Source organism: Pseudomarimonas arenosa (assembly GCF_014841215.1).
Lineage (GTDB): Bacteria > Pseudomonadota > Gammaproteobacteria > Xanthomonadales > Xanthomonadaceae > Pseudomarimonas > Pseudomarimonas arenosa.
Genome location: NZ_JACYTR010000006.1, coordinates 1 through 19,258 on the forward strand (window position 1 = coordinate 1; position 19,258 = coordinate 19,258).

General features: G+C 63.0%; 15 protein-coding genes. 10 read left to right on the forward strand and 5 right to left on the reverse strand.

Going from position 1 to position 19,258, the window contains the following annotated elements; all coding sequences use genetic code 11:
• The first annotated feature begins 377 nt into the window (after positions 1-377).
• The 3 genes from gcvT (at position 378) to IFO71_RS04325 (ending at position 2,932) form a co-directional block, all read left to right on the forward strand.
• Entirely contained in the window at positions 378-1,472 is a 1,095-nt protein-coding gene (gcvT, locus tag IFO71_RS04315) for a glycine cleavage system aminomethyltransferase GcvT (RefSeq protein WP_192028311.1), read from the forward strand.
• 78 nt (positions 1,473-1,550) lie between these two features.
• Positions 1,551-1,940: a glycine cleavage system protein GcvH gene (gene gcvH / locus IFO71_RS04320; RefSeq protein ID WP_192028312.1), complete on the forward strand. Its 390-nt coding sequence runs from the start codon at positions 1,551-1,553 to the stop codon at positions 1,938-1,940.
• A 506-nt stretch (positions 1,941-2,446) separates the two neighbouring features.
• Positions 2,447-2,932 (forward strand): hypothetical protein, encoded by a 486-nt coding sequence (locus IFO71_RS04325; RefSeq protein ID WP_192028313.1) that lies wholly within the window; start codon positions 2,447-2,449, stop codon positions 2,930-2,932.
• A gap of 168 nt (positions 2,933-3,100) precedes the next feature.
• On the opposite strand, the gene IFO71_RS04330 is transcribed toward IFO71_RS04325, so the two are convergent.
• A complete protein-coding gene (locus tag IFO71_RS04330; RefSeq protein ID WP_225444379.1) occupies positions 3,101-4,288 on the reverse strand; it encodes a serine hydrolase domain-containing protein in 1,188 nt (395 codons plus the stop codon).
• Positions 4,289-4,495: 207 nt separating this feature from the next.
• Here IFO71_RS04330 and IFO71_RS04335 point away from each other — a divergent pair, with 207 nt between their 5' ends.
• On the forward strand, positions 4,496-5,086 hold the full coding sequence (locus IFO71_RS04335) for a LemA family protein (RefSeq protein ID WP_192028314.1): 591 nt from the start codon (positions 4,496-4,498) through the stop codon (positions 5,084-5,086).
• A gap of 75 nt (positions 5,087-5,161) precedes the next feature.
• Positions 5,162-7,114: a M48 family metallopeptidase gene (locus IFO71_RS04340; protein WP_192028315.1), complete on the forward strand. Its 1,953-nt coding sequence runs from the start codon at positions 5,162-5,164 to the stop codon at positions 7,112-7,114.
• Between the two features lie 13 nt (positions 7,115-7,127).
• Here the strand turns inward: IFO71_RS04340 and IFO71_RS04345 are convergent, their stop codons facing one another.
• Entirely contained in the window at positions 7,128-8,759 is a 1,632-nt protein-coding gene (locus IFO71_RS04345) for a GMC family oxidoreductase (protein ID WP_192028316.1), read from the reverse strand.
• Between the two features lie 587 nt (positions 8,760-9,346).
• Here IFO71_RS04345 and IFO71_RS04350 point away from each other — a divergent pair.
• From IFO71_RS04350 to IFO71_RS04360, 3 genes are all read left to right on the forward strand, one after another.
• Positions 9,347-10,690, forward strand: a complete 1,344-nt coding sequence (locus IFO71_RS04350) for an NTP/NDP exchange transporter (RefSeq protein WP_192028317.1) — start codon at positions 9,347-9,349, stop codon at positions 10,688-10,690.
• A 97-nt stretch (positions 10,691-10,787) separates the two neighbouring features.
• Complete coding sequence (locus tag IFO71_RS04355; RefSeq protein WP_192028318.1) at positions 10,788-11,921, forward strand: hypothetical protein; 1,134 nt, start codon at positions 10,788-10,790, stop codon at positions 11,919-11,921.
• Positions 11,918-12,658, forward strand: coding sequence for a DUF922 domain-containing protein (locus IFO71_RS04360; protein WP_192028319.1), 741 nt, complete (start codon positions 11,918-11,920; stop codon positions 12,656-12,658). Before IFO71_RS04355 ends, IFO71_RS04360 begins: the two co-directional genes overlap by 4 nt.
• Before the next feature lie 9 nt (positions 12,659-12,667).
• On the opposite strand, the gene IFO71_RS04365 is transcribed toward IFO71_RS04360, so the two are convergent.
• The 3 genes from IFO71_RS04365 to IFO71_RS04375 all read right to left on the reverse strand — a co-directional run bounded on the left by IFO71_RS04365 (position 12,668) and on the right by IFO71_RS04375 (position 16,564).
• A complete protein-coding gene (locus tag IFO71_RS04365; RefSeq protein WP_192028320.1) occupies positions 12,668-13,153 on the reverse strand; it encodes a hotdog fold domain-containing protein in 486 nt (161 codons plus the stop codon).
• A 70-nt stretch (positions 13,154-13,223) separates the two neighbouring features.
• The gene (locus tag IFO71_RS04370; RefSeq protein WP_192028321.1) at positions 13,224-15,689 is read right to left on the reverse strand and encodes an acyl-CoA dehydrogenase; all 2,466 of its coding nucleotides are present in this window, start codon (positions 15,687-15,689) and stop codon (positions 13,224-13,226) included.
• Positions 15,686-16,564 carry an alpha/beta fold hydrolase gene (locus tag IFO71_RS04375; RefSeq protein ID WP_192028322.1) on the reverse strand — a complete coding sequence of 293 codons (879 nt, stop codon included), beginning with the start codon at positions 16,562-16,564 and terminating at the stop codon, positions 15,686-15,688. The genes IFO71_RS04370 and IFO71_RS04375 overlap by 4 nt, the downstream gene beginning before the upstream one ends.
• Positions 16,565-16,696: 132 nt before the next feature.
• On the opposite strand from IFO71_RS04375, the gene IFO71_RS04380 reads away from it, so the two are divergent.
• Entirely contained in the window at positions 16,697-17,284 is a 588-nt protein-coding gene (locus IFO71_RS04380; RefSeq protein ID WP_192028323.1) for a TetR/AcrR family transcriptional regulator, read from the forward strand.
• Between the two features lie 195 nt (positions 17,285-17,479).
• Positions 17,480-19,258: a phosphoenolpyruvate carboxykinase (GTP) gene (locus IFO71_RS04385; RefSeq protein ID WP_192028324.1), complete on the forward strand. Its 1,779-nt coding sequence runs from the start codon at positions 17,480-17,482 to the stop codon at positions 19,256-19,258.

A 19,258-nucleotide genomic window follows, 5' to 3' on the forward strand; every position in this document is an offset into this window, starting at 1 on the left:
CTCGGTCGGCTGCTGTCGCAGCAACGGCTACTTCGTAGCCTGCGCCTTCGCTACGCTCGGTCGGCTGCTACGCAGCAACGGCTACTTCGTAGCCTGCGCCTTCGCTACGCTCGGTCGGCTGCTGTCGCGGCTACGCGGGACTGCGTCCCGATCTCGCCCAAGTGGGCCCACCACTTGGGCTCGTCGCGCCTTGCACTCGACGCAAAGTCCTCGGTGAGCATCCGCGCCCCCTCATGAAATATCCGGGCTAAAGGCGCCGTCAACCGCCGGATCAATATTCCGCCACTTGAAGGGTCGCGCCCGCTTCGGCGGGCGCGTTGCGTTGGCGGAGCCCCTATACTTGGCGCCCTCCCAATCCTTGATTCGAAGGGCCTGCCATGAGCCGCAAGACCGTACTCAACGACTCCCACCGCGCGCTCGGCGCCAAGATGGTCGACTTTGGTGGCTGGGACATGCCGATCAACTACGGCTCGCAGATTGACGAGCACCATCAGGTGCGCCGCGACGCTGGCATGTTCGATGTCTCACACATGACCGTGGTCGACCTGCGTGGTGAGCGGGTGCGCGAATTCCTGCGTTATGTGCTGGCCAACAATGTCGACAAGCTGAAGAAGCCGGGACGCGCGCTGTACAGCTGCATGTTGAACAGTGCCGGCGGTGTGCTCGACGATCTGATCTGCTATTACCTGGACGAACAGCATTTTCGTCTGGTGGTGAACGCGGCGACTCGCGATAAGGATCTGGCCTGGCTCGAAACTCAGGCCCCGCCGTTCGCCGTCGAACTCAGCGAGCGGCCGGAACTGGCGATGATCGCGGTGCAAGGCCCGAAGGCGCGCGAGCGCTTTGCCTCTCTGCTCAGCGACAGCGACGCGCAGCGCGCGCTGGCCCTGGTGAAGTTCTCGGCACAGCAACTCGGCGATCTGTTCGTCGCACGCACCGGCTACACCGGCGAGGATGGCTTCGAAGTGGTGGTGCCCGAGTCGCAGGCGGTGGCTCTGTGGCAGCAGCTGATTGATGCTGGCGTTAAGGCGTGTGGCCTGGGGGCGCGCGACACCCTGCGCCTGGAAGCAGGCATGAATCTGTACGGGCAGGACATGGATGAAAGCGTGACGCCGCATGAGTCGGGCCTGGCTTGGACGGTGGCCCTCGATGTCGAGCGCAACTTCATTGGTCGGCCGGCGTTGGAAGCACAACTGGCCAGCGGTGTGCCGCGCCAGTTGATTGGCCTCGTGATGGATGACAAGGGTGTGTTGCGTCACGGGCAACGTGTGATCACCGCCGGCGGCGACGGTGAGATCTTGTCCGGCACCTTCTCACCGACCCTGGGCAAGGCGATCGCGATGGCGCGCGTGCCGGCAGGCGAGATCGGTGAGGTGCGAGTCGATATTCGTGGTCGCGAAGTCACGGTGCGCGTGATCAAGCCGCCCTTCGTGCGTGATGGTCAGCCCTGCGCTGGCGTGCTCGTCGAGTAGCGATTGCCGCTGCATGGCGAGCGTCGGCTCGACTACAATTCCTGCTCGTTTCCTAGATGGCCAATGGCGGAGCCCAACATGAAAGAGATTCCCGGTGATCTGCGTTTCCTCAAGTCGCACGAGTGGGCGCGTCTGGAAGACGGCGGTCGAGTCGTCGTCGGCATTTCCGATCACGCGCAGTCGGCCCTGGGTGATCTGGTCTATGTCGAACTGCCGAACGTCGGTGATCACGTCGAGGCTGGAAACGGTGTCGCGGTGGTTGAATCGGTCAAGGCGGCCTCCGACGTCTACACTCCGGTGTCGGGCAAGGTGATCGAGGTCAACGAGGCCTTGAACGATGCGCCGGAGACGATCAATGCCGACGCTTTCGGTGACGGCTGGTTGTTCGTGATCGCCGCCGATGATGCATCGCAGCTCGACGAATTGCTCGCTCCGGACGACTACGCGGCACAGCTCGAAGACGAGTAAATACGCGGCTTGCAGCGGTTTTTCGCTGAATTCGAAACGCGCCTGACCAGGCGCGTTTCTTTTTTGTCCGGCCAGTTCGATGGAGCTACTAGCTAAGAATTCAGGCCCCGGAGAGGGGGCTGAATTCCGCCCGTTGGGGAGGGGGGAAGGTCGCATTCGGTGTCGGTTCGATCTCCGGCGATGAACCGCGGCAAAAAATATTTTTGAAAAAACACGCATAAGTTGTTGACAGTGGAATGACACGTGATTAGCTTTCGCCAAGCAGACACTCTGCGGACCTAGGTGAAAAACGAAAGAGTCAAGCACTGCGTTACACGCGTCACTCTGTGCGCGACCCACTTCGCTAGCGAAGCGAGCCGCCCTTTTCTTTCTCGAAACCAGTGCTCCGAGTCTCACCAAGGTCAAACGAATGCGCCCGCCGTCGCATCGACTGCGGGCGTTTTTTTATGCGGCCAATCGGCCGTACCGGGCATCAATGAAGACCACTGACGAAGAGTGAGGGCGTTATGGCAACTAAGAAAGCTGGTGCAAAAAAGGCCACTGCCAAGAAGGCAGTGAAGAAAGCAGCCAAGAAGGCCGCGCCGAAGAAGGCAGCCAAGAAGGTCGCTAAGAAGGCGGCCAAGGCAGCGAAGGCGGTCAAGAAGGTAGCCAAGAAGGCCACCAAGGCAGTAAAGAAGGCAGCCAAGAAGGCTGCACCGAAGAAGGCCGCCAAGAAGGTAGCTAAGAAGAAGACCGCCGCCAAGAAGGCAGTGAAGAAGGTCGCCAAGAAGGCCGCCAAGAAGGCCACCAAGGCCAAGAAGGCGGTAAAGAAGGTCGCCAAGAAAGTCGCCAAGAAGGCGACAGCCAAGAAGGCCGCCGCCAAGAAGTCGGCGAAGAAGGTAGCCAAGAAAGCGGCACCGAAGAAGGCAGCAAAGAAATCGGCCAAGCGTAGTTCGCGCAAGAAGGCAGCCCCGGTAGAAGTCGCACCGGCGCCGATGGCGTCTCCGCTCTAAGAACGACAAAAACCTCGATTATCTAGCTGCATAACACATGGTCTCTCCCCGCACCGCCCGGGCGGGGAGAGATGATTTTCCAAAGAGATCGTTGTTTCCTCCGGTGGTTGCCGGATTCCCCGAGAGCGGTTCCACCGCCTCCCATCGCGCAAGTGTCAGCGCATCGACTCAACGCGTCTTCTTGCGCGGAGCCTGCTCCAGGCCGGTCCAGTCGCGACTGCTGAAACCAAACAGTCGATCAAGTGCCGACGCGGCAATTCCCGAAGGCAGGGCCGACTCGGCATGCCATAGCACCACGATACCGAACTGCCGTTGCGGCACGACCGCCGCCATGCCGCGGTAGCCTTGCACCGCTCCGGCATGGAACACGACTTCGTGTCCGGCATAGTCGAGCACCCGCCAGCCGGTGCCATAGTGGGCATCGCGAATGCGCTGCCGCCAGCCATGCCGACGAATCTCATTCGGCGTGCGCACTCTGGCCTTGTGCAGGTCGGTCAGCAGGGTTGGCGACAACACATCCGGCTTGCCGCCGGTCTGCGCGATCAACCATTTGGTCATGTCGGAGATGCTGGCATTGACGCCGGCTGCGGGCGGCACCCGGTAGTAGTTGTCCTTGGGTTTCACTGCTACCCAGCCGCGACGGCCGCGTACATGTGGACGCGCCCACTTCGGGCTCGCTTCCAGCGATTCGCGGCCGTAGGTGGCGTCGAACATCTCCAATGGATGGAAGATGCGTCGCTCGACCTGGTGAGTGAAGAAGTCACCGGTGGCCGCGAATACCAGATCGCCGACCAGGCTGAACGCGATGTTCTGATAGGCGTAACAGTCGCCCGGTTCGCACGGGCTCGGCGCCTCGGCCAACTTGGCTGCCAGCAGTGGGTAAGGCTGATTGGCTTCCAGTTCGCGGTCGAAGGCGTGAAACGGCACGCCGACCTGATGGCTAAGAATATTGCGCAAGGTCAGCTGCTCGGCCGCGCCGGCGCGCTTCAGCTGAAAGGTCGGGAACGGATCAACCACGCGCGATTCCCAGCGCAGCGCTCCCTCGTCGACCAATAGTGCAGCCACCGTGCCGGCGAATGCCTTGGACAACGAGGCGAGGCGGAACACGGTGTGTTCGTCGACCGCCTCCTTCTTGCCGACTTCGGTGACGCCATAGCCGCGCGCCAGCAGCACTTCATGCCGGTAGACAATGCCGATCGCCAAGCCGGGCAACTTGCCACGCTCAACGGCTTGCGTGCCCAGGTCATCGACGTAGCGCACCAGAGGCGTGAGGGAAGAAGCCGATTTGGTCGCGGTCGCCGCTGGCGCAGGCAGCGCCGCCAAGACCATCACGACAAGCAGAAATTGACGCAGCAAGGTAAAACCTGAGGCAGGAACTGAGCATGATTCTAGCCGTTCGGCGAGTGCAGTCGGCTGAACTGCCATCATCGGAGTGAATGGCCGCTGCCAACCAGCACGCCAATCGGCCGCGCGGATCGGTCTGGGCAAATTGCCCGACTCGGCGCAACACTGCTAGCCTGCGCGGGTGGCTAGCGCGTATTGCTGTCTCGAACAGGGGGCGTCATGGGTTGGGTCGCATTGCTGGTGGTCGGCGCACTGCTGGTGTGGGCAGTGTCGATCTACAACGGATTGATCAAGGCGCGAAACGCGTTTCGCAACGCCTATGCACAGATCGATGTGCAGCTTCAGCGTCGGCATGATCTGATCCCCAATCTGGTGGAAACGGCCAAGGCCTATCTGGCGCACGAACGGTCGACCCTGGAAGCGGTGATCCAGGCGCGCAATTCGGCACTGCAGGCGGCGAGTGCCGCGAAAGGGCATGCCGGCGAAGCGTTGCCGATGCAGCAATTGGCAACGGCTGAAAATGCACTGAGCCAATCGCTTGGCCGCCTGTTCGCGCTGGCCGAAAACTACCCCGATCTGAAGTCGAATCAGACCATGGCGCAGTTGAGCGAGGAGCTGGCCTCGACCGAGAACCGGGTGGCCTTTTCCCGGCAGGCGTTCAACGATCAGGTCATGAGCTACAACAATAGGCGCGAGACGTTTCCCGGCAACCTGCTGGCTGCTGCCTTCGGGTTCATCGCAGCGACACTGCTGGAGATCAAGAGCAGCGATGCGCACATGCGCGATGTTCCCAAGCTGTCGTTCGACTGAGTCCGGGCGGTGATGTCGAGGCGCCCTGGCCCTTTCCACTTCGATAGTCAGCACGCCATGCACTGATCGGCCGAGATGAATTTCTTTCAGCGCCAGGAAGAAGCACTGCAGAGCTCGCGGCGAATGCTGCTGGCATTTGCCGCGGCCGTGCTGTTGGTCGTGGTGGCGGTGTGCGCTGCCGTTTTGCTGGGCTTGATACTGGCCGATGGCGAGCGTTGGTCGAATCTGAGTTGGGCCGACTTCTGGCAGCACCATCGAGGCGCGTTGGCGATCTGCGCGCTACTGGTAGTCGGCACGGTCCTGTCGTGTTCGGTGCTGCGGATCCGCCGGTTGCGCCGCGGCGGGGCGGAACTTGCAGTTCAGCTGGGCGGGCGTGAGATCACCGCTGATTGTGTTGATCCGCTCGATCGTCGTCTGCGCAATATCGTCGAGGAACTGGCCATCGCGGCTTGCCTGCCGGTGCCGGCAATCTTCGTGCTTGATCGCGAGTCGTCGATCAACGCATTCGCCGCGGGCTACTCACCCAGCGACGCGGCGGTGGCGGTGACCCGCGGCGCGATCGAGAAGCTCAATCGTGACGAACTGCAGGGCGTCATCGCCCACGAGTTCAGTCATATCCTGCATGGCGACATGCGCCTCAACTCGAAGATGCTCGGTGTGCTGTTTGGCATCACCGCCCTGGCCGTGGCGGCACGCTGGGTGCTGGAACGTGGACGGTATGCACGCGACAGCCGTGGCGCAGGAGTGGTGCTGGTGGTGGCCGGCCTGATCCTGGCGATCGGCTATGTCGGCGTGCTCTGCGCGCGAGTGATCAAGGCCTCGGTGTCACGCTCACGCGAAGTGCTGGCCGACGCCTCGGCGGTGCAGTTCACCCGTCAGCGCACAGGTCTGGCCGGTGCGTTGAAGAAAATCGCCGGCCTTGCCGACGGCTCGAACTTGCAGCACGCCCGGCGCGAGGAAGTCAGCCACATGTTGTTTGGCGAAGGGCAACGGATGGCGAGTTGGTTTCAGACGCATCCACCCCTGCTCGAGCGCATTCGGGCGCTGGAGCCTGAGTTCGATCAAGCCGCGCTGGACAGCCTCAGCGACAAGTGGCGGCAGTCGCCACCGCAAGGGCTGGAGGAAGATCGCTTGATGGACATGGCGATGTCGACCGGCATCCAGCCCTTGATCGATTCCAACAAGGAGTTGCGACCCTATCCTGGAAGCACGGCGGTGCGCATCGCTAGTCCGCAGGCTGACGATATGCGTCGCGCTTCTGGCCTGCACAACATGATCCCGCCGTCACTGGCGCGTGCTGCGCACAGCAGCGAGACAGCGGTGCATCTGTTGTTGGCGCTGCTGGTCGATCGCGATCGCGCGGTCCAGGCCAGGCAGTTGGCCGAAGTGGCCGTGGAGATCGATGAGGACGCCGCCGACCAGGTGGCCGCTCTGCTGCCGGCCTGTCAGGCGCTGCCCGCGGCGCTGAAGCTGCCACTGGTGGCGCTCAGCTTTCCGGCCTTGCGGCGCCTGACCATGGACAAGCTGCAACGACTGATCCGTTGCAGCGACCGTCTGGTGCACCTGGATGGAAAAGTGTCCCTGTTCGACTACTGCATGTCGAGACTGCTGCAGCGCCAGGTGATCGAAGCGCTGCAGCCGAACAAGTTCAAGGCCAGCGGTAGAAAGCGCCTGACCGAATGCGTCAAGCCGCTGGCTGATCTGTTCGCCATCGTCGCCGCCTACGGCCATGACGATCCTGACGAGATGCGCCGAGCCTATGTCGCCGGCCTGCTCAGTGTGCTGCCTTCAGAGCGCTTTCAGTTCGCACCGCCCAAGGTTTGGATACCGGCCATGGACGCGGCCATGGCCGAACTCGACCAGCTCGATGCAGTGGGCAAGCAGGTGCTGGTGGAAGGCCTGGTTATCGCAGTCGGTCATGACGGCCGGGTCACCGTCGAGGAGGCCGAACTGCTGCGTACCGTCTGCGCCTGTCTGCACTGCCCGCTGCCACCGGTGATCGAGCAGCGCGGCAATCGGCGCAGCTGACCGCTGCTCTTGCTCAGGCCGCAGCGCGACTGGCAGAGGAGTCCGGGGCACCCGGTTGCGCATCGATGCTGTGCCCCAGGATCAGATCGCTGGCGCGTTCGGCCAGCATCATGGTGGGCGCATTGGTGTTGCCGCCGATCAGCTTGGGCATCACCGAGGCATCGATCACGCGCAAGCCGCTGACGCCACGTACGCGCAGCTCGCTGTCGACCACCGCCGATGCATCATCGCCCATCTTGCAGGTGCCAATCGGGTGGTAGATCGTCTCTGCCTTGCGTCGCACAAACTCGATGATTTGTTGATCGCTGCGAGCCTCATCGCCGGGGAACAGGCTGCCGGCGCGGTACTTGGACAGTGCCGGCTGGCTCAACACCTCGCGGCTTACTTTGACTGCTTCGACCATCATCGCCAGATCATAGCCTTCGGCATCGCTCAGATAGTTGGCAAAGATGCGTACCTTGTCAGCGGGATTGGCTGAGGCGAGCTCCAGTCGCCCGCGACTCTTCGGTCGCAGGGCGCAGGCATGTACGGTGTAGCCAAATCCGGGCAAGCGATTGCGGCCATGATCGTCGAGGATCGCCGGGACGAAGTGGAACTGCAGATCCGGTCGCGCATCCTCGGCCAGAGAGGAGCGCACAAAACCACCGGTTTCGGCGATGTTCGAAGTGCCCGGGCCGCGCTTGAACAGGTAGTAGTCGAGTGCGATCTTGACATCATTGGTACGGTCATAGGTCAGCGACTCGCGACAGCGATCGATGCTGCAGATGTCCAGATGATCCTGCAGATTCTGCCCGACGCCGGGCAGATCGCGCAGCACGGCGATGCCGTGCCGGCCCAGCTGATCGGCCGGGCCGATGCCGGACAGCATCAGCAACTGCGGCGAGTTGAGTGCGCCACCTGACAGCAACACCTCAGCCGTGCAGCGCACCTGCTTGATGCGTCCGCGCTGTCGATATTCCACGCCGACGGCGTGACCGTTCTCGAAGAGCACGCGAGTGGCCTGGGCCGACGTTTCGATGCAGAGGTTCGGCCGTTCGCGCGCCGGTGCGAGATAGGCTTTGGCACTGGAGCAACGGGCACCATCGCGCTGGGTCACCTGATAGAAGCCAAAGCCTTCCTGGCGTGGCCCATTGAAGTCGTCGCTGCGCGGAAAACCCGCTTCCGCCGCCGCCGCCAGAAACTGATCAGACAGCGGATTGTGATAGCGCAGGTCGGCAACGCCGAGCGGGCCACCGCTACCGTGCAGTTCGCTGGCGCCACGCTGATTGTCTTCGGATCGCTTGAAATAGGGCAGCACCGAGGCCCAATCCCAGCCCTTGGCGCCGAGTGCGGCCCATTCGTTGTAGTCGCCCGGCACGCCGCGGATGTAGCACATGGCATTGATCGAGCTCGAACCGCCCAACACCTTGCCGCGTGGCCACCACAGTCGCCGATTGTTGAGCTCAGGCTCGGCTTCGGTGCTGTAGTCCCAGTTCACGCCCTTGCGTCCCACCAGCTTGGCGATTCCTGCTGGCATGTGGATAAAGGGATGCCAGTCGCGCGGGCCGGCCTCCAGCAGCAGTACCCGTGTGCCCGGCGAGGCGCTCAAGCGATTGGCCAGCACGCATCCGGCGGAACCGGCTCCAACGATGATGTAATCAAACACGGGGTGAAACTCCAGAGCTGCAGAATCCAGGGGTCAGTCCGGATCGGGTGGTTCAACGGCAGCCTTCGACAATGATGCGCCTGAGGTTCAGTGGGGCGCGGGCGAGAACGATCGCTTCCGTAGGGCTGCGTGCGGCCGATGCCGCTTGCTTGAGGCTACGCCCCCAAGCTTAGAGCATTTGCTTCAAACAGGTCTGTGCTGCGTCGCAGCAAGGCCGTGCATGTCGAACGCGATCAGCGATTCCTGTCGCGCGCAGTTGCTCGACTACGCCGCGGACGCCGCGATGCTGGCTGGAACCGAACGAGCTCGCGAGTGGGTACACTTGCCCTTCCTTCGCCGATCGTCAATGCCCGTGCCCCGCGACGTTCCGACTTCACCATCGATTCTGTTGGCGTTGCAGACGGCGCGCGGTCAGCGGCGAATGGTTGGGTTATTGATTCGGCCCATTGGAGTTTCAATGAGCCGGATCAAGATGTCAGCCCATCGATCTGCTCGCGTGAAGTTGAACAGGATGTTCAAACTTCGAGTTGCCGAGTCACTAGGTCGGCTGCGTGCTTTGCAGTCACTGCGGCGTTCTGGGCGTGCCGATGTCGGCTGAGTCGGACGGCTCATACTGGCAGCGCATGCGCGCCGATCTGGCTGGATCGCCGCCACTGTTATGGGCCTTCCTGTACTTCTACTGCCTGCTGTGTGGGTACTACGTGTTGCGCCCGGTGCGCGAGGCGATGGGCGCAGCCAGTGATGTCTACACGGTGTTTCCGCCCTGGCTGGTCGATCTGGCGGCGGCGCGTTCGATCGATCTCGGTCAGCTCACCCTGCAGATCCTGTTCAGCGCCACCTTTGTCATCATGCTGCTGCTGCAGCCGGCCTACGGATGGCTGGTCAGTCGCTTTCCGCGGCGGGTATTCCTGCCCACCGTCTACACAGTATTCGTTGTCACCCTGCTCGGCTTCTATCTCGCCTTCGACTCCGGGCTGCCCGGGCGCGGCATGCTGTTCTTCCTTTGGATAACCGTTTTCAATCTGTTTGCGGTGGCGGTGTTCTGGAGCTTCATGGCCGATGTGTTCACCGACAGTGAAGCGCGTCGGCTGTATGGCTGGATCGGTGCCGCCGGTACGCTAGGCGCGATCAGTGGTCCATTGCTGACCACCACCCTGGTCAGCCGACTGGGCATTGCCAATCTGATGCTGGTGTCGGCGGTGCTGCTGGTGCTGTGCATCGTCTGCATCCTGCGTTTGCGCCTGTGGGCAGTGCAGCGTGAACAGCAGCGCGGCCTGCGTAGCGGCGAAGTGCCGATGGGCGGGCAGTTGCTGGCCGGGTTGAAGCTGATCGCGCAGCAGCCCTTGCTGCGCTGGATGGCGCTGGCGGTGTTTTTTGGCGTCAGCGTCGGTACCTTGCTGTACAACGAGCAGCGCTTGATTGTGCAGCAGTATTACCCCGAACCCGAGGCCAGCACGGCCTACTACGCCATGATTGACCTGGGTGTTAATACGCTGACCCTGCTGGTGCAGCTGCTGCTCACTCGCTGGGTGCTGTCGCGCTGGGGCATTGGGCCGGCACTGCTGGGGCCGGCCTTGATCATCTTGGTGGCATTCATGGCACTGACCGCATCACCGCTGCCCTTGATCGTGGCGATCGCGCAGATCCTGACCCGAGCCAGCGAGTTTGCTCTGGCCAAGCCGGCGCGGGAAACCATCTACACCCGGGTTGATCGGGAATGGCGTTACAAGTCCGGTGCCGCCATCGATACGGTGATCTACCGCGGCGGCGATCTCAGTTTCGTCTGGGTGCACAAGTTCGTTTCGGGGTTCGGTTCCAGCGCGGTGTTCGCCACCGGGGTGCTGTGCGCGCTATTTATGTGCGTGGCCGGATTCGGTCTCTGGCGCGAGCAGAAGAAACTGCCGCGGGATGTGGGCGGCCCTATCGCCTGAGGCGATCAATATTGGGCCATGCTGCGACGGTTGAACCTTGTGTTGCGTCTTGATCCGAGGGTTCGAGTCGAACCTGGTAAACCGACAGGAGAGGGGAATGCGAGGCTTCAAACGGCAATGGCTGTGCGTGAGTGTGGCGACGATCGGTCTCTGGGCCGGCCTGCTTCGGGCCGAAGTACCGACCGATCTACGCGGGGATATCGGTGGACTGTGGTTTGATCAGCAACGCAATGGTCAGGGATTGCAGATCGATCTGCTGGATGAGCAACGCGCGGCGGTCACCTGGTACACCTTCGATGCCGATGGGCGGCCCCTGTGGCTGTTCGGCCTCGGAGAGGCAGTGGGAACCCGCATGCAGGTGCCGATGAGCAGCGCCGAGGGCGGGCGCTTCCCGACCCTGGCGCCCAATCCGCCGGTGCAGTTCAGCGCCGCCGGCCAGCTGACGATCGAGTTCGCCAGTTGCGATAGCGCCCAACTCAGTTGGACCTCGGAAGACAGCGCCTTGCCTGACGGTGAATTCGTGGTGCAGCGCCTGACCCGGGTTGCCGGCGAGCGCTGCAATCGGGCCGCAACCTTTGCCGAGGTGCGTCAATTCAGTTTTGAACACGGAGCCAATGGCTTCACCCCCTTGTTTGCCGACCTGCCGACCGAGGGCCATGACATCTATGAACTGGATTTCGCGTATGAGGCCTTGCCTGCGCCATTGGCAGGACGTCGTGGTCTGCGTCTGACCGGAATGAATCGATCGGATGATCTGGCCATGCTGATCACCGCGCCGCTGGCCGGGCTGCAACCGGGTCAGCTGTATTCGATTGAGCTGGAGATGGAGATCGCCAGCGATGTACCGCGCGGTTGCTTCGGGGTGGGTGGGTCACCGGGCGATAGCGTTTATATGAAGATGGGGGTGACCCCGTTCCCGCCGCAGGCGGTGGCGCAGGACAACGGCACCGAGGATTGGCTCCGTCTTAACTTTGACTTTGGTGTTCAGTCGGAGGGTGGCGAGCAGGCACGGGTGGTCGGCGATCTGGCCAACCGCCAGGACTGTTCGACCGATACGCCGACCTGGCAGCTCAAGCGCCTGGGTAACCTGGGTCGACCGCTGACCGCGCAAGCAGACGAGCAGGGCCGGCTGTGGCTGGTGGCAGGTAGCGACTCTGCCTTCGAGGGTTTGACCTCGTATTACTTCAGCGCGCTGGATGTGCGTCTGCGGCCGCTGTCGTCCGCCGAGTGAAGCCCGACCGTCACCGTGCCTGCGCCTTTTCCACCCGGCTGCGCTTGCGGGTGGATCAGGGCAGTCACGCTTTCAGCAAGTGCAAACGGATCGGACTGCTGATCGGCGCGTTGGCTGGTTGGACCGCCGGCCATGCAGTCGCAGTGGATCAAGCAGGCGTCGCCCTGCGGGTTGAGCGCAGCAGTTCGGCCTATCGCCTAGATGCCATCACCGCCGAGGAGCTGACCGAGCAGTTCACCACGCAGCGTCCGCGGCTGTTGCAAAAGAATCACTGGCACGCCCTGACTGAGCTCGACTTGCGGCTTGAGTATCGCTTGGATGCTCGCGAGGACACGTGCCGGATGGTGGAGCCGCTGTTGGTGCTGCATATTCACCAGCATATGCCCGAGTGGCATCCGCGCAGCGAAGCCGCAGTTGAGTTGCATGATCAGTGGTCAAGCGTGCAGCAGGCCCTGCATGCGCATGAACAGGGCCACCAGCAGCTGGCCATCAAGTCAGCACAAAGGATGGCCAAGGTGTTGGGCGAGCTGCAGCCCAGCGCCGATTGCCGCGGCCTGGTGAAGCGGGTTGAGAGCGTTTGGCTGCGCGAATGGACGCGCATGGAAGTGCGTCAGGCCAACTATGATCAGCGCACCGAGAATGGCATTCGCCAGGGCGCGGTGCTGACCCTGCAGCAACAGCCGCAGCGACCGATCCTGTATGCGCGCGAGGCCATCATGCTGCGCCTGGATCAGTAGTTCCTAGACTCAGCTGCGTTGCGGCTTGGGTGTCGCCCACATCCTGACCGTCGCGCTGAACACTTCAGTGCCGCCTCGATCACGAACGCTGACCTCGATCGGCAGTTCGTAGCCTTGCTCGGCGTGTGCAGCCGGCACGGCCGGCGCGGCCACGGCGAGCATCCGCCCTTTCGCCTTGGCCAGATACTTCACCTCCATTCCCTTCGGAATCCAGCGCATGCTGGTCGGCAGACTGGCTTCGCTGACCACGCCAGCGGTCAACTCGGCAAGATTGCACAGCGCGATCGCGTGCACGGTGCCGATGTGATTCTGTACTCGGCGGCGTTGGTCGATGTAGGCCTCACAGCGACCGTGTTCGAGCCGGGTGATGCGTGGCGAGATGCTGCCGAAATAGGGTGCCTGGAAACAGATCGCCCTGCTGAACAGCCAACCGCCCAGCGGGTAGCGCTGCAGTTTGTTGTATAGGGCGAGCACGCGGGGAATTGAGTCGGACATGGCTTGGTCTATTCAGTCGTGCATGCAACAACGGCGGCCGGAGCCGCCGTTGTACGTGTTGGCGAAGCGATCAGGCCGCCTTTCGGCCGCTTTCCTTCTTGTGTAGAGACGCCGCGACCAGCTCGGATGGATCGAAGTCATCCACGCTGATGGCATCGTGCACCAGTACCTGCATTTCGCGCAGCATGGCCACTTCTTCCGCACTCAACATGCCCTTCAGTTGTGCCTCATGCAACTGGCCGTCGTAGTCCAGTGCGCTGAGTTCGCCGGCCTTGACGTGCTTGAGGAACTTGCGTTCGACCGGCTCGGCGGCGATTACCTTGGCCAGTGCAGCATTGATCCGTCCGGCCGGATTGTTCTCCCCCGGGGTGAGGAACACGCCCTGGCCCAACCGATCGCGGGTGTCCGACGGACTCATCAGCAGCGAGGCTGCGCGGTGACCCAGGCGGTCGGACGGTGCCTGGGCGCGGCGGCCCCAGGGGAACACCAGCACCCACAGCAACCAGCCGGCCGGCCGGATCGGGAAATTGCGCAGTGCGGTCGACAGCGCCAGCTCGATCTTGTAGCAGGCGTCATGGAAGGCATAGGCCAGCAGCGGGCGTTCGGCGGCCGGGCGATCCATGTCCTCATAGCGCTTCAGCATGGCGCTGGCGATGTACAGCTGACTTAACACATCACCCAGACGCGCCGACAGGCGCTCCTTGAATTTCAGCTTGCCGCCGAGCAGCAGCATCGAAGTATCCGCCACCAGGGCCAGATTGGCCGAATAGCGGTTCAACTTGCGGTAGTAGCGGCGGGTGTAGGCGTCGCCCGGCGCGGCGCCGAATCGCGCAGCGGTCAGGCCGAACACGAAGCTGCGCACGGCGTTCGACACTGCGAAGCCGATGTGCCCGAACAAGGTGCGATCGAATTCCTTGAGTCGGTAATCCGGATCCTCGTGGGTGGCAGCCTGCATTTCCTTCAGCACCCAGGGATGGCAGCGAATTGCGCCCTGGCCGAAGATCATCAGCGAGCGGGTCATGATATTGGCGCCTTCCACCGTGATCGAAATCGGCGCTGCCTGGTAACCGCGGCCGAGATAGTTCTTCGGCCCCAGAATCACGCCCTTGCCACCATGGATGTCCATTGCATCACGCACCACTTCGCGGCCCATCTCGGTGCAGTGGTACTTGGCAATCGCCGAGGGAACGGCAGGTTTTTCACCGCGATCAACCGCCGAGGCGGTCATCTCCGACAGCGCGCTGACCGCATAGGCATTGCCGGCGATGCGCGCCAAGGCTTCTTCCACGCCTTCGAAACGGCCGATCGACAGGCCGAACTGCTTGCGGATGCGCGAGTAGGCGCCGGTGACCACGGCGGCCAGACGTGAACCGCCGCTGGCGGTGGACGGCAGGGTGATAGCGCGACCGACCGACAGGCATTCAACCAGCATGCGCCAGCCTTGGCCGATGTAGTCTTCACCGCCGATCAGCTGCGACAGCGGCAGAAACACTTCTTCTCCTCGCACTGGGCCATTCTGGAACGCACAGTTAAGAGGGAAGTGGCGGCGGCCGACTTCCAGGCCTTCGGTGCCGCGCGGCAGCAGGGCCAGGGTAATGCCGCGATCGTCCTGTTCGCCGAGCAGCTTGTCAGGATCGTACAGGCGGAAGGCCAGGCCGATCACGGTGGCTACCGGAGCCAGGGTGATGTAGCGCTTGTCGAAAGTCAGCTTGACGCCGACTACCTTGGCGCCGTTCCATTCGCCCTCACAGACAATGCCGAAATCCGGTAGCGAAGTGGCGTCGGAGCCGGCGCTTGGGCCGGTCAGGGCAAAGCACGGCACTTCACGGCCGTCGGCCAGACGCGGCAGGTAGTGGTTCTTCTGCTCATCGGTGCCGTAGTGCAGGATCAGCTCGGCCGGGCCGAGCGAGTTCGGTACGCCGACGGTGGAACTCAGTGTCGAGGACACCGAGGCCAGCTTCTCGATCACTTTGTGGTGAGCCAGCGCCGAGAAGCCAAGGCCACCGTACTGCTTCGGAATGATCATGCCGAAGAACTTGTTCTTCTTGATGAAGTCCCAGATTTCCGGCGGCAGGTCGGCGCGGACGTGGGTGATGTCCCAGTCATTGGTCATCTTGCAGACTTCTTCGACCGGGCCATCGAGGAAGGCGCGTTCTTCCGCACTTAACTCGGGCTTCGGCTGCGACAGCAGTGATTTCCAGTTCGGCATGCCGGAGAACAGTTCACCTTCGAAGCCCACCGTGCCGGCTTCCAGAGCGGTGCGCTCAGTGTCCGACAGCTGCGGCAGCATCTTGGTGTAGATCTTCAGCAGTGGCGCAGTGAGTTTGCTGCGCCGGGTCGGCACATGCAGCAAGGGCGCCGCGACCAGGGCGAACAGCACGGCGGCAACGGCTGTGACCCAGCCACTGCCGCCCGCGGCCACGCCGATCGCCAGCGCAACCGCGCTGACGATGGCCCAACTCTTCAGCGAGATGCGGAAGTAGGCAGCGGCCATACCGGCCAACAGAAGGGCAAGAAACGGAATCAACACACTCATGACAACGCTCCATTGGAGACCGTAACCGTAGCGGTCACGGGGGGGAGGAACTCGACGATGGCATCGGTAAACGCATCGTTCTGATCACCGGCCACCATATGGGTGGCCTGTTCGATTCGGCGGTGCTGGGCGTGCGGCACCAACTCAAGAAAATGCGCCACCTCGGCCTCGCCGATCAGGTCGCTGCGGCCGCCGCTGATCAGTAGCACCGGCACCTCGATCTGGCGTGCGGCTTCGATCAAGGCGTGCTGATGCTGTTCGCCAGCGCGGCCGATCGCGTTCAGCATGCGCGGATCCCAATGCCAACGCCAGCGCCCGGATGAATCTTGGCGCAACACCGCGCGCAAGGCCTGTTCGGTCTTGCGCTCGCGGTGCGGCAGATAGCCGGCGATGGCATCGGCGGCGTGGTTCAGCGAAGCAAAGCCATCGGGGAAGGCTTCCATGAAATCGAGGATCCGGGCCACGCCGCGGGCGTCCCAGCGCGGTGCGATATCCACCAGGATCAGGCCAGCGAAACAACGTGTTCGGGACTGCGCGGCAATGCCCAGAAGGCCGCCCATGGAGGCGCCGACCAGCCAGGGCGAGCGCAGTTCGGCGGCGCTGGCTTCGAGGTCTTCAATGAACTGCTGCATCGCATACTGGCCGCCTTCGGGCAGCCAATCGCTGTCGCCGTGACCGCGCGCATCCAGTGCGCGCACGTCGTAGCCGATGGCGGCGAGCCGCGTCGCAGTGGCGCACCAGGCGCCGCGGGTCTGGCCAAAACCGTGGGCGAACAGCACCCCGGGCCCCGGGTTGGGCCAATGGTCGAAGGCCAGCCGAACCCCGTCGGGACGGGGCAGGTGTCGGGCACGGGCGGTGGTGGCAGTGTGGGCCATACGCTCCAGTATGGAAATCGGGGGTCGCTTTGTCAATACGTTGCCGTATGGTAACGTTTCTCTCTATCGCAATAGTGTGACAAGATGCAGCGCCGAGCCGCCGATGGGGCGGGTTTTGGATACACTCCGTCCATGTTAAGCAGTGTCAAGAAACGCGAGCCGAGCAACCGCTTGTCGGCCGTCGATTGGGCGCAAGGCGCCCTGGATCAGATCGCCGAATCGGGCGTGCAGGGTCTGGCTGTCGAGCCCCTGGCCAAGCGGTTGGGCGTGACCAAGGGCAGCTTCTACTGGCATTTTCCGTCCCGCGATGCTTTGCTTCGAGCCGCGCTGGAGCGTTGGGAAAGCAACGAGCTGGAAGAGGTGTTCGCCCGCCTGGAAGGCATCGAAGATCCGCGCGAGCGATTGCGCGAGCTGTTTCTACGTGTGGCTCATGAGGCCAAGTCGCACATTATCTATAGCGAATTGTTGAAAGCGCTCGACCACCCGGTGGTGCAGCCGGTGATGGAGCGGGTTTCGAAACGACGCATGGACTACCTGCAGCTGTCGTTCCGCCAGATCGGCATGAGTCGTACCGACGCACAGCACCGGGCGCGCCTCACCTACACCGCCTACGTCGGCTTCCTGCAGCTGAGCCTGCAACTGCGCCAGCCACGACTGCAGGCCGACGAGTTCGAGACCTATGTCGAACACGTCATCCAGACCCTGATCCCGGCGGCCTGAGCGAGCGTTCGGTGTCGGGCATTCGGCCGTTTTGCAATCGCACATGCATGCATACGTATGCAGTGGTAGGATCGCGCGCTTTAAGGCTGGCCGACGCCAATGCTGTCGCCGCTGGCCGGTGGGACGCCATCTCGCAGCCCACCGGCGCCACGATTTCCCCTTAGTTTCGACCCGCGGTCGAGGAGTTAACCGTCCATGTCCAGTCAACTTTCCAGCCTGAACCAATGGGTGGAGGATGTCGCGCGCCTGACCCAGGCTGATCGCGTGCAGTGGTGCAATGGCTCCGAGGCCGAGGCTGCTGAGCTGCGCAAGCTGATGCTGGCTAGCGGCGACCTGATCGCGCTCAATCCGGACACCCACCCGGATTGCTATCTGCATCGCTCCAGCCCGAGCGACGTGGCGCGCGTCGAGCATTTGACCTTCGTCTGCACCGAGCAGGAAATCGACGCCGGCCCGAACAACCACTGGATGGCGCCGGCCGCGGCCCACGCCAAAATGGATGCGCTGTTCGAAGGCTGTATGAAGGGCCGTACGCTGTACGTGGTGCCTTACTGCATGGGGCCGATCGACTCACCGCTGTCGCGCTGTGGAGTGGAGATCACCGACAGCCCGTACGTCGTGCTCAATATGGGGTTGATGACCCGCATGGGCGCCGACGCACAGGCCCGCATCGAGCGCGAAGGGACCTTCGTCAAGGGCCTGCACTCGACCGGCGAGCTCGATCCGGAGCGACGTTTCATCATGCACTTCCCGCAAGAGCTGAGCATCAAGTCGTATGGCTCGGGCTACGGTGGCAACGCCCTGCTGGGCAAGAAATGCCACGCTCTGCGCATCGCCAGCTATCAGGCGCGCCAGGAAGGCTGGCTGGCCGAGCACATGCTGATCCTGGGCCTACAGAATCCCAAGGGCGAGACGCATTACATCGCCGCTGCTTTCCCCAGCGCCTGCGGCAAGACCAATCTGGCCATGTTGATCCCGCCCGAAGGCTATCGCCAGGAAGGCTGGAAGATCTGGACGGTTGGCGACGACATCTGCTGGATGAAGCCCGGTGAGGACGGTCGCCTGTGGGCGATCAACCCGGAAGCCGGCTTCTTTGGTGTGGCCCCGGGCACCAGTGCCAAGACCAATCCGAATGCCTTGGAGATGCTCAACCGCGATGCCATCTTCACCAATGTGGGCCTGACCGCGGACAACCAACCATGGTGGGAGGGCTTGCCCGGCGAGCCGGCGTTTGACTGGCAGGGCCGCCCCTACGATCCGGCCAACGGACCGGCAGCCCACCCGAATGCCCGCTTCACTGTCGGTGCCAAGCAGTGCGCCAGTTGGTCGCACCAGGCCGAAGCCGCACACGGCGTGCCGATTTCGGCCATCGTGTTCGGCGGTCGTCGCGAATCGCTGTTGCCGCTGGTGCTGGAAGCCCGCGACTGGACCCACGGCGTCATGCTGGGTGCGGCCATGGGTTCGGAAACCACCGCCGCGGCGACCGGTGCGGTCGGCGTGCTGCGTCGCGACCCGATGGCGATGAAGCCGTTCTGCGGCTACAACTTCGCCGACTACTTCGCCCATTGGCTGAGTTTCGACCAGCCCGGCGTGAGCCTGCCGCGGGTGTTCCACGTCAACTGGTTCCGCAAGGGCAGCGACGGCAAGTTCATCTGGCCGGGTTTTGGCGACAATCTGCGTGTGTTGGAATGGATGATCGGACGGGTGGAAGGCCAGTTCGAGGCTAAGGACACCCTGATCGGCCGCCTGCCGAAGTCGGGTGATATCCGAACCGAAGGCCTGACCCTGCCGGCCGCCGCCATGGCGACTTTGTTCGAGGTTGACGAAGCGCGCTGGGATGCCGAGTACCAGGCCTTCGGCGAGTATCTCGCCAGCTTTGGCGAGCGCATGCCAGCGAAACTGGTGGATGAGTTGAATGCGATCCGCGCCAGGCTCAAGCCGGCGGCCGACCTGCGCAAGGCGGCCAACGGCTGA

Coding starts and splice junctions, on each gene's coding strand:
- IFO71_RS04355 (WP_192028318.1), top strand. CDS start 10,788: ATGCGAGGCTTCAAACGGCAATGGCTGTGCGTGAGTGTGGCGACGATC.
- gcvH (WP_192028312.1), top strand. CDS start 1,551: ATGAAAGAGATTCCCGGTGATCTGCGTTTCCTCAAGTCGCACGAGTGG.
- IFO71_RS04380 (WP_192028323.1), top strand. CDS start 16,697: ATGTTAAGCAGTGTCAAGAAACGCGAGCCGAGCAACCGCTTGTCGGCC.
- IFO71_RS04370 (WP_192028321.1), bottom strand. CDS start 15,689: ATGAGTGTGTTGATTCCGTTTCTTGCCCTTCTGTTGGCCGGTATGGCC.
- IFO71_RS04335 (WP_192028314.1), top strand. CDS start 4,496: ATGGGTTGGGTCGCATTGCTGGTGGTCGGCGCACTGCTGGTGTGGGCA.
- gcvT (WP_192028311.1), top strand. CDS start 378: ATGAGCCGCAAGACCGTACTCAACGACTCCCACCGCGCGCTCGGCGCC.
- IFO71_RS04325 (WP_192028313.1), top strand. CDS start 2,447: ATGGCAACTAAGAAAGCTGGTGCAAAAAAGGCCACTGCCAAGAAGGCA.
- IFO71_RS04365 (WP_192028320.1), bottom strand. CDS start 13,153: ATGTCCGACTCAATTCCCCGCGTGCTCGCCCTATACAACAAACTGCAG.
- IFO71_RS04375 (WP_192028322.1), bottom strand. CDS start 16,564: ATGGCCCACACTGCCACCACCGCCCGTGCCCGACACCTGCCCCGTCCC.
- IFO71_RS04385 (WP_192028324.1), top strand. CDS start 17,480: ATGTCCAGTCAACTTTCCAGCCTGAACCAATGGGTGGAGGATGTCGCG.
- IFO71_RS04340 (WP_192028315.1), top strand. CDS start 5,162: ATGAATTTCTTTCAGCGCCAGGAAGAAGCACTGCAGAGCTCGCGGCGA.
- IFO71_RS04350 (WP_192028317.1), top strand. CDS start 9,347: ATGTCGGCTGAGTCGGACGGCTCATACTGGCAGCGCATGCGCGCCGAT.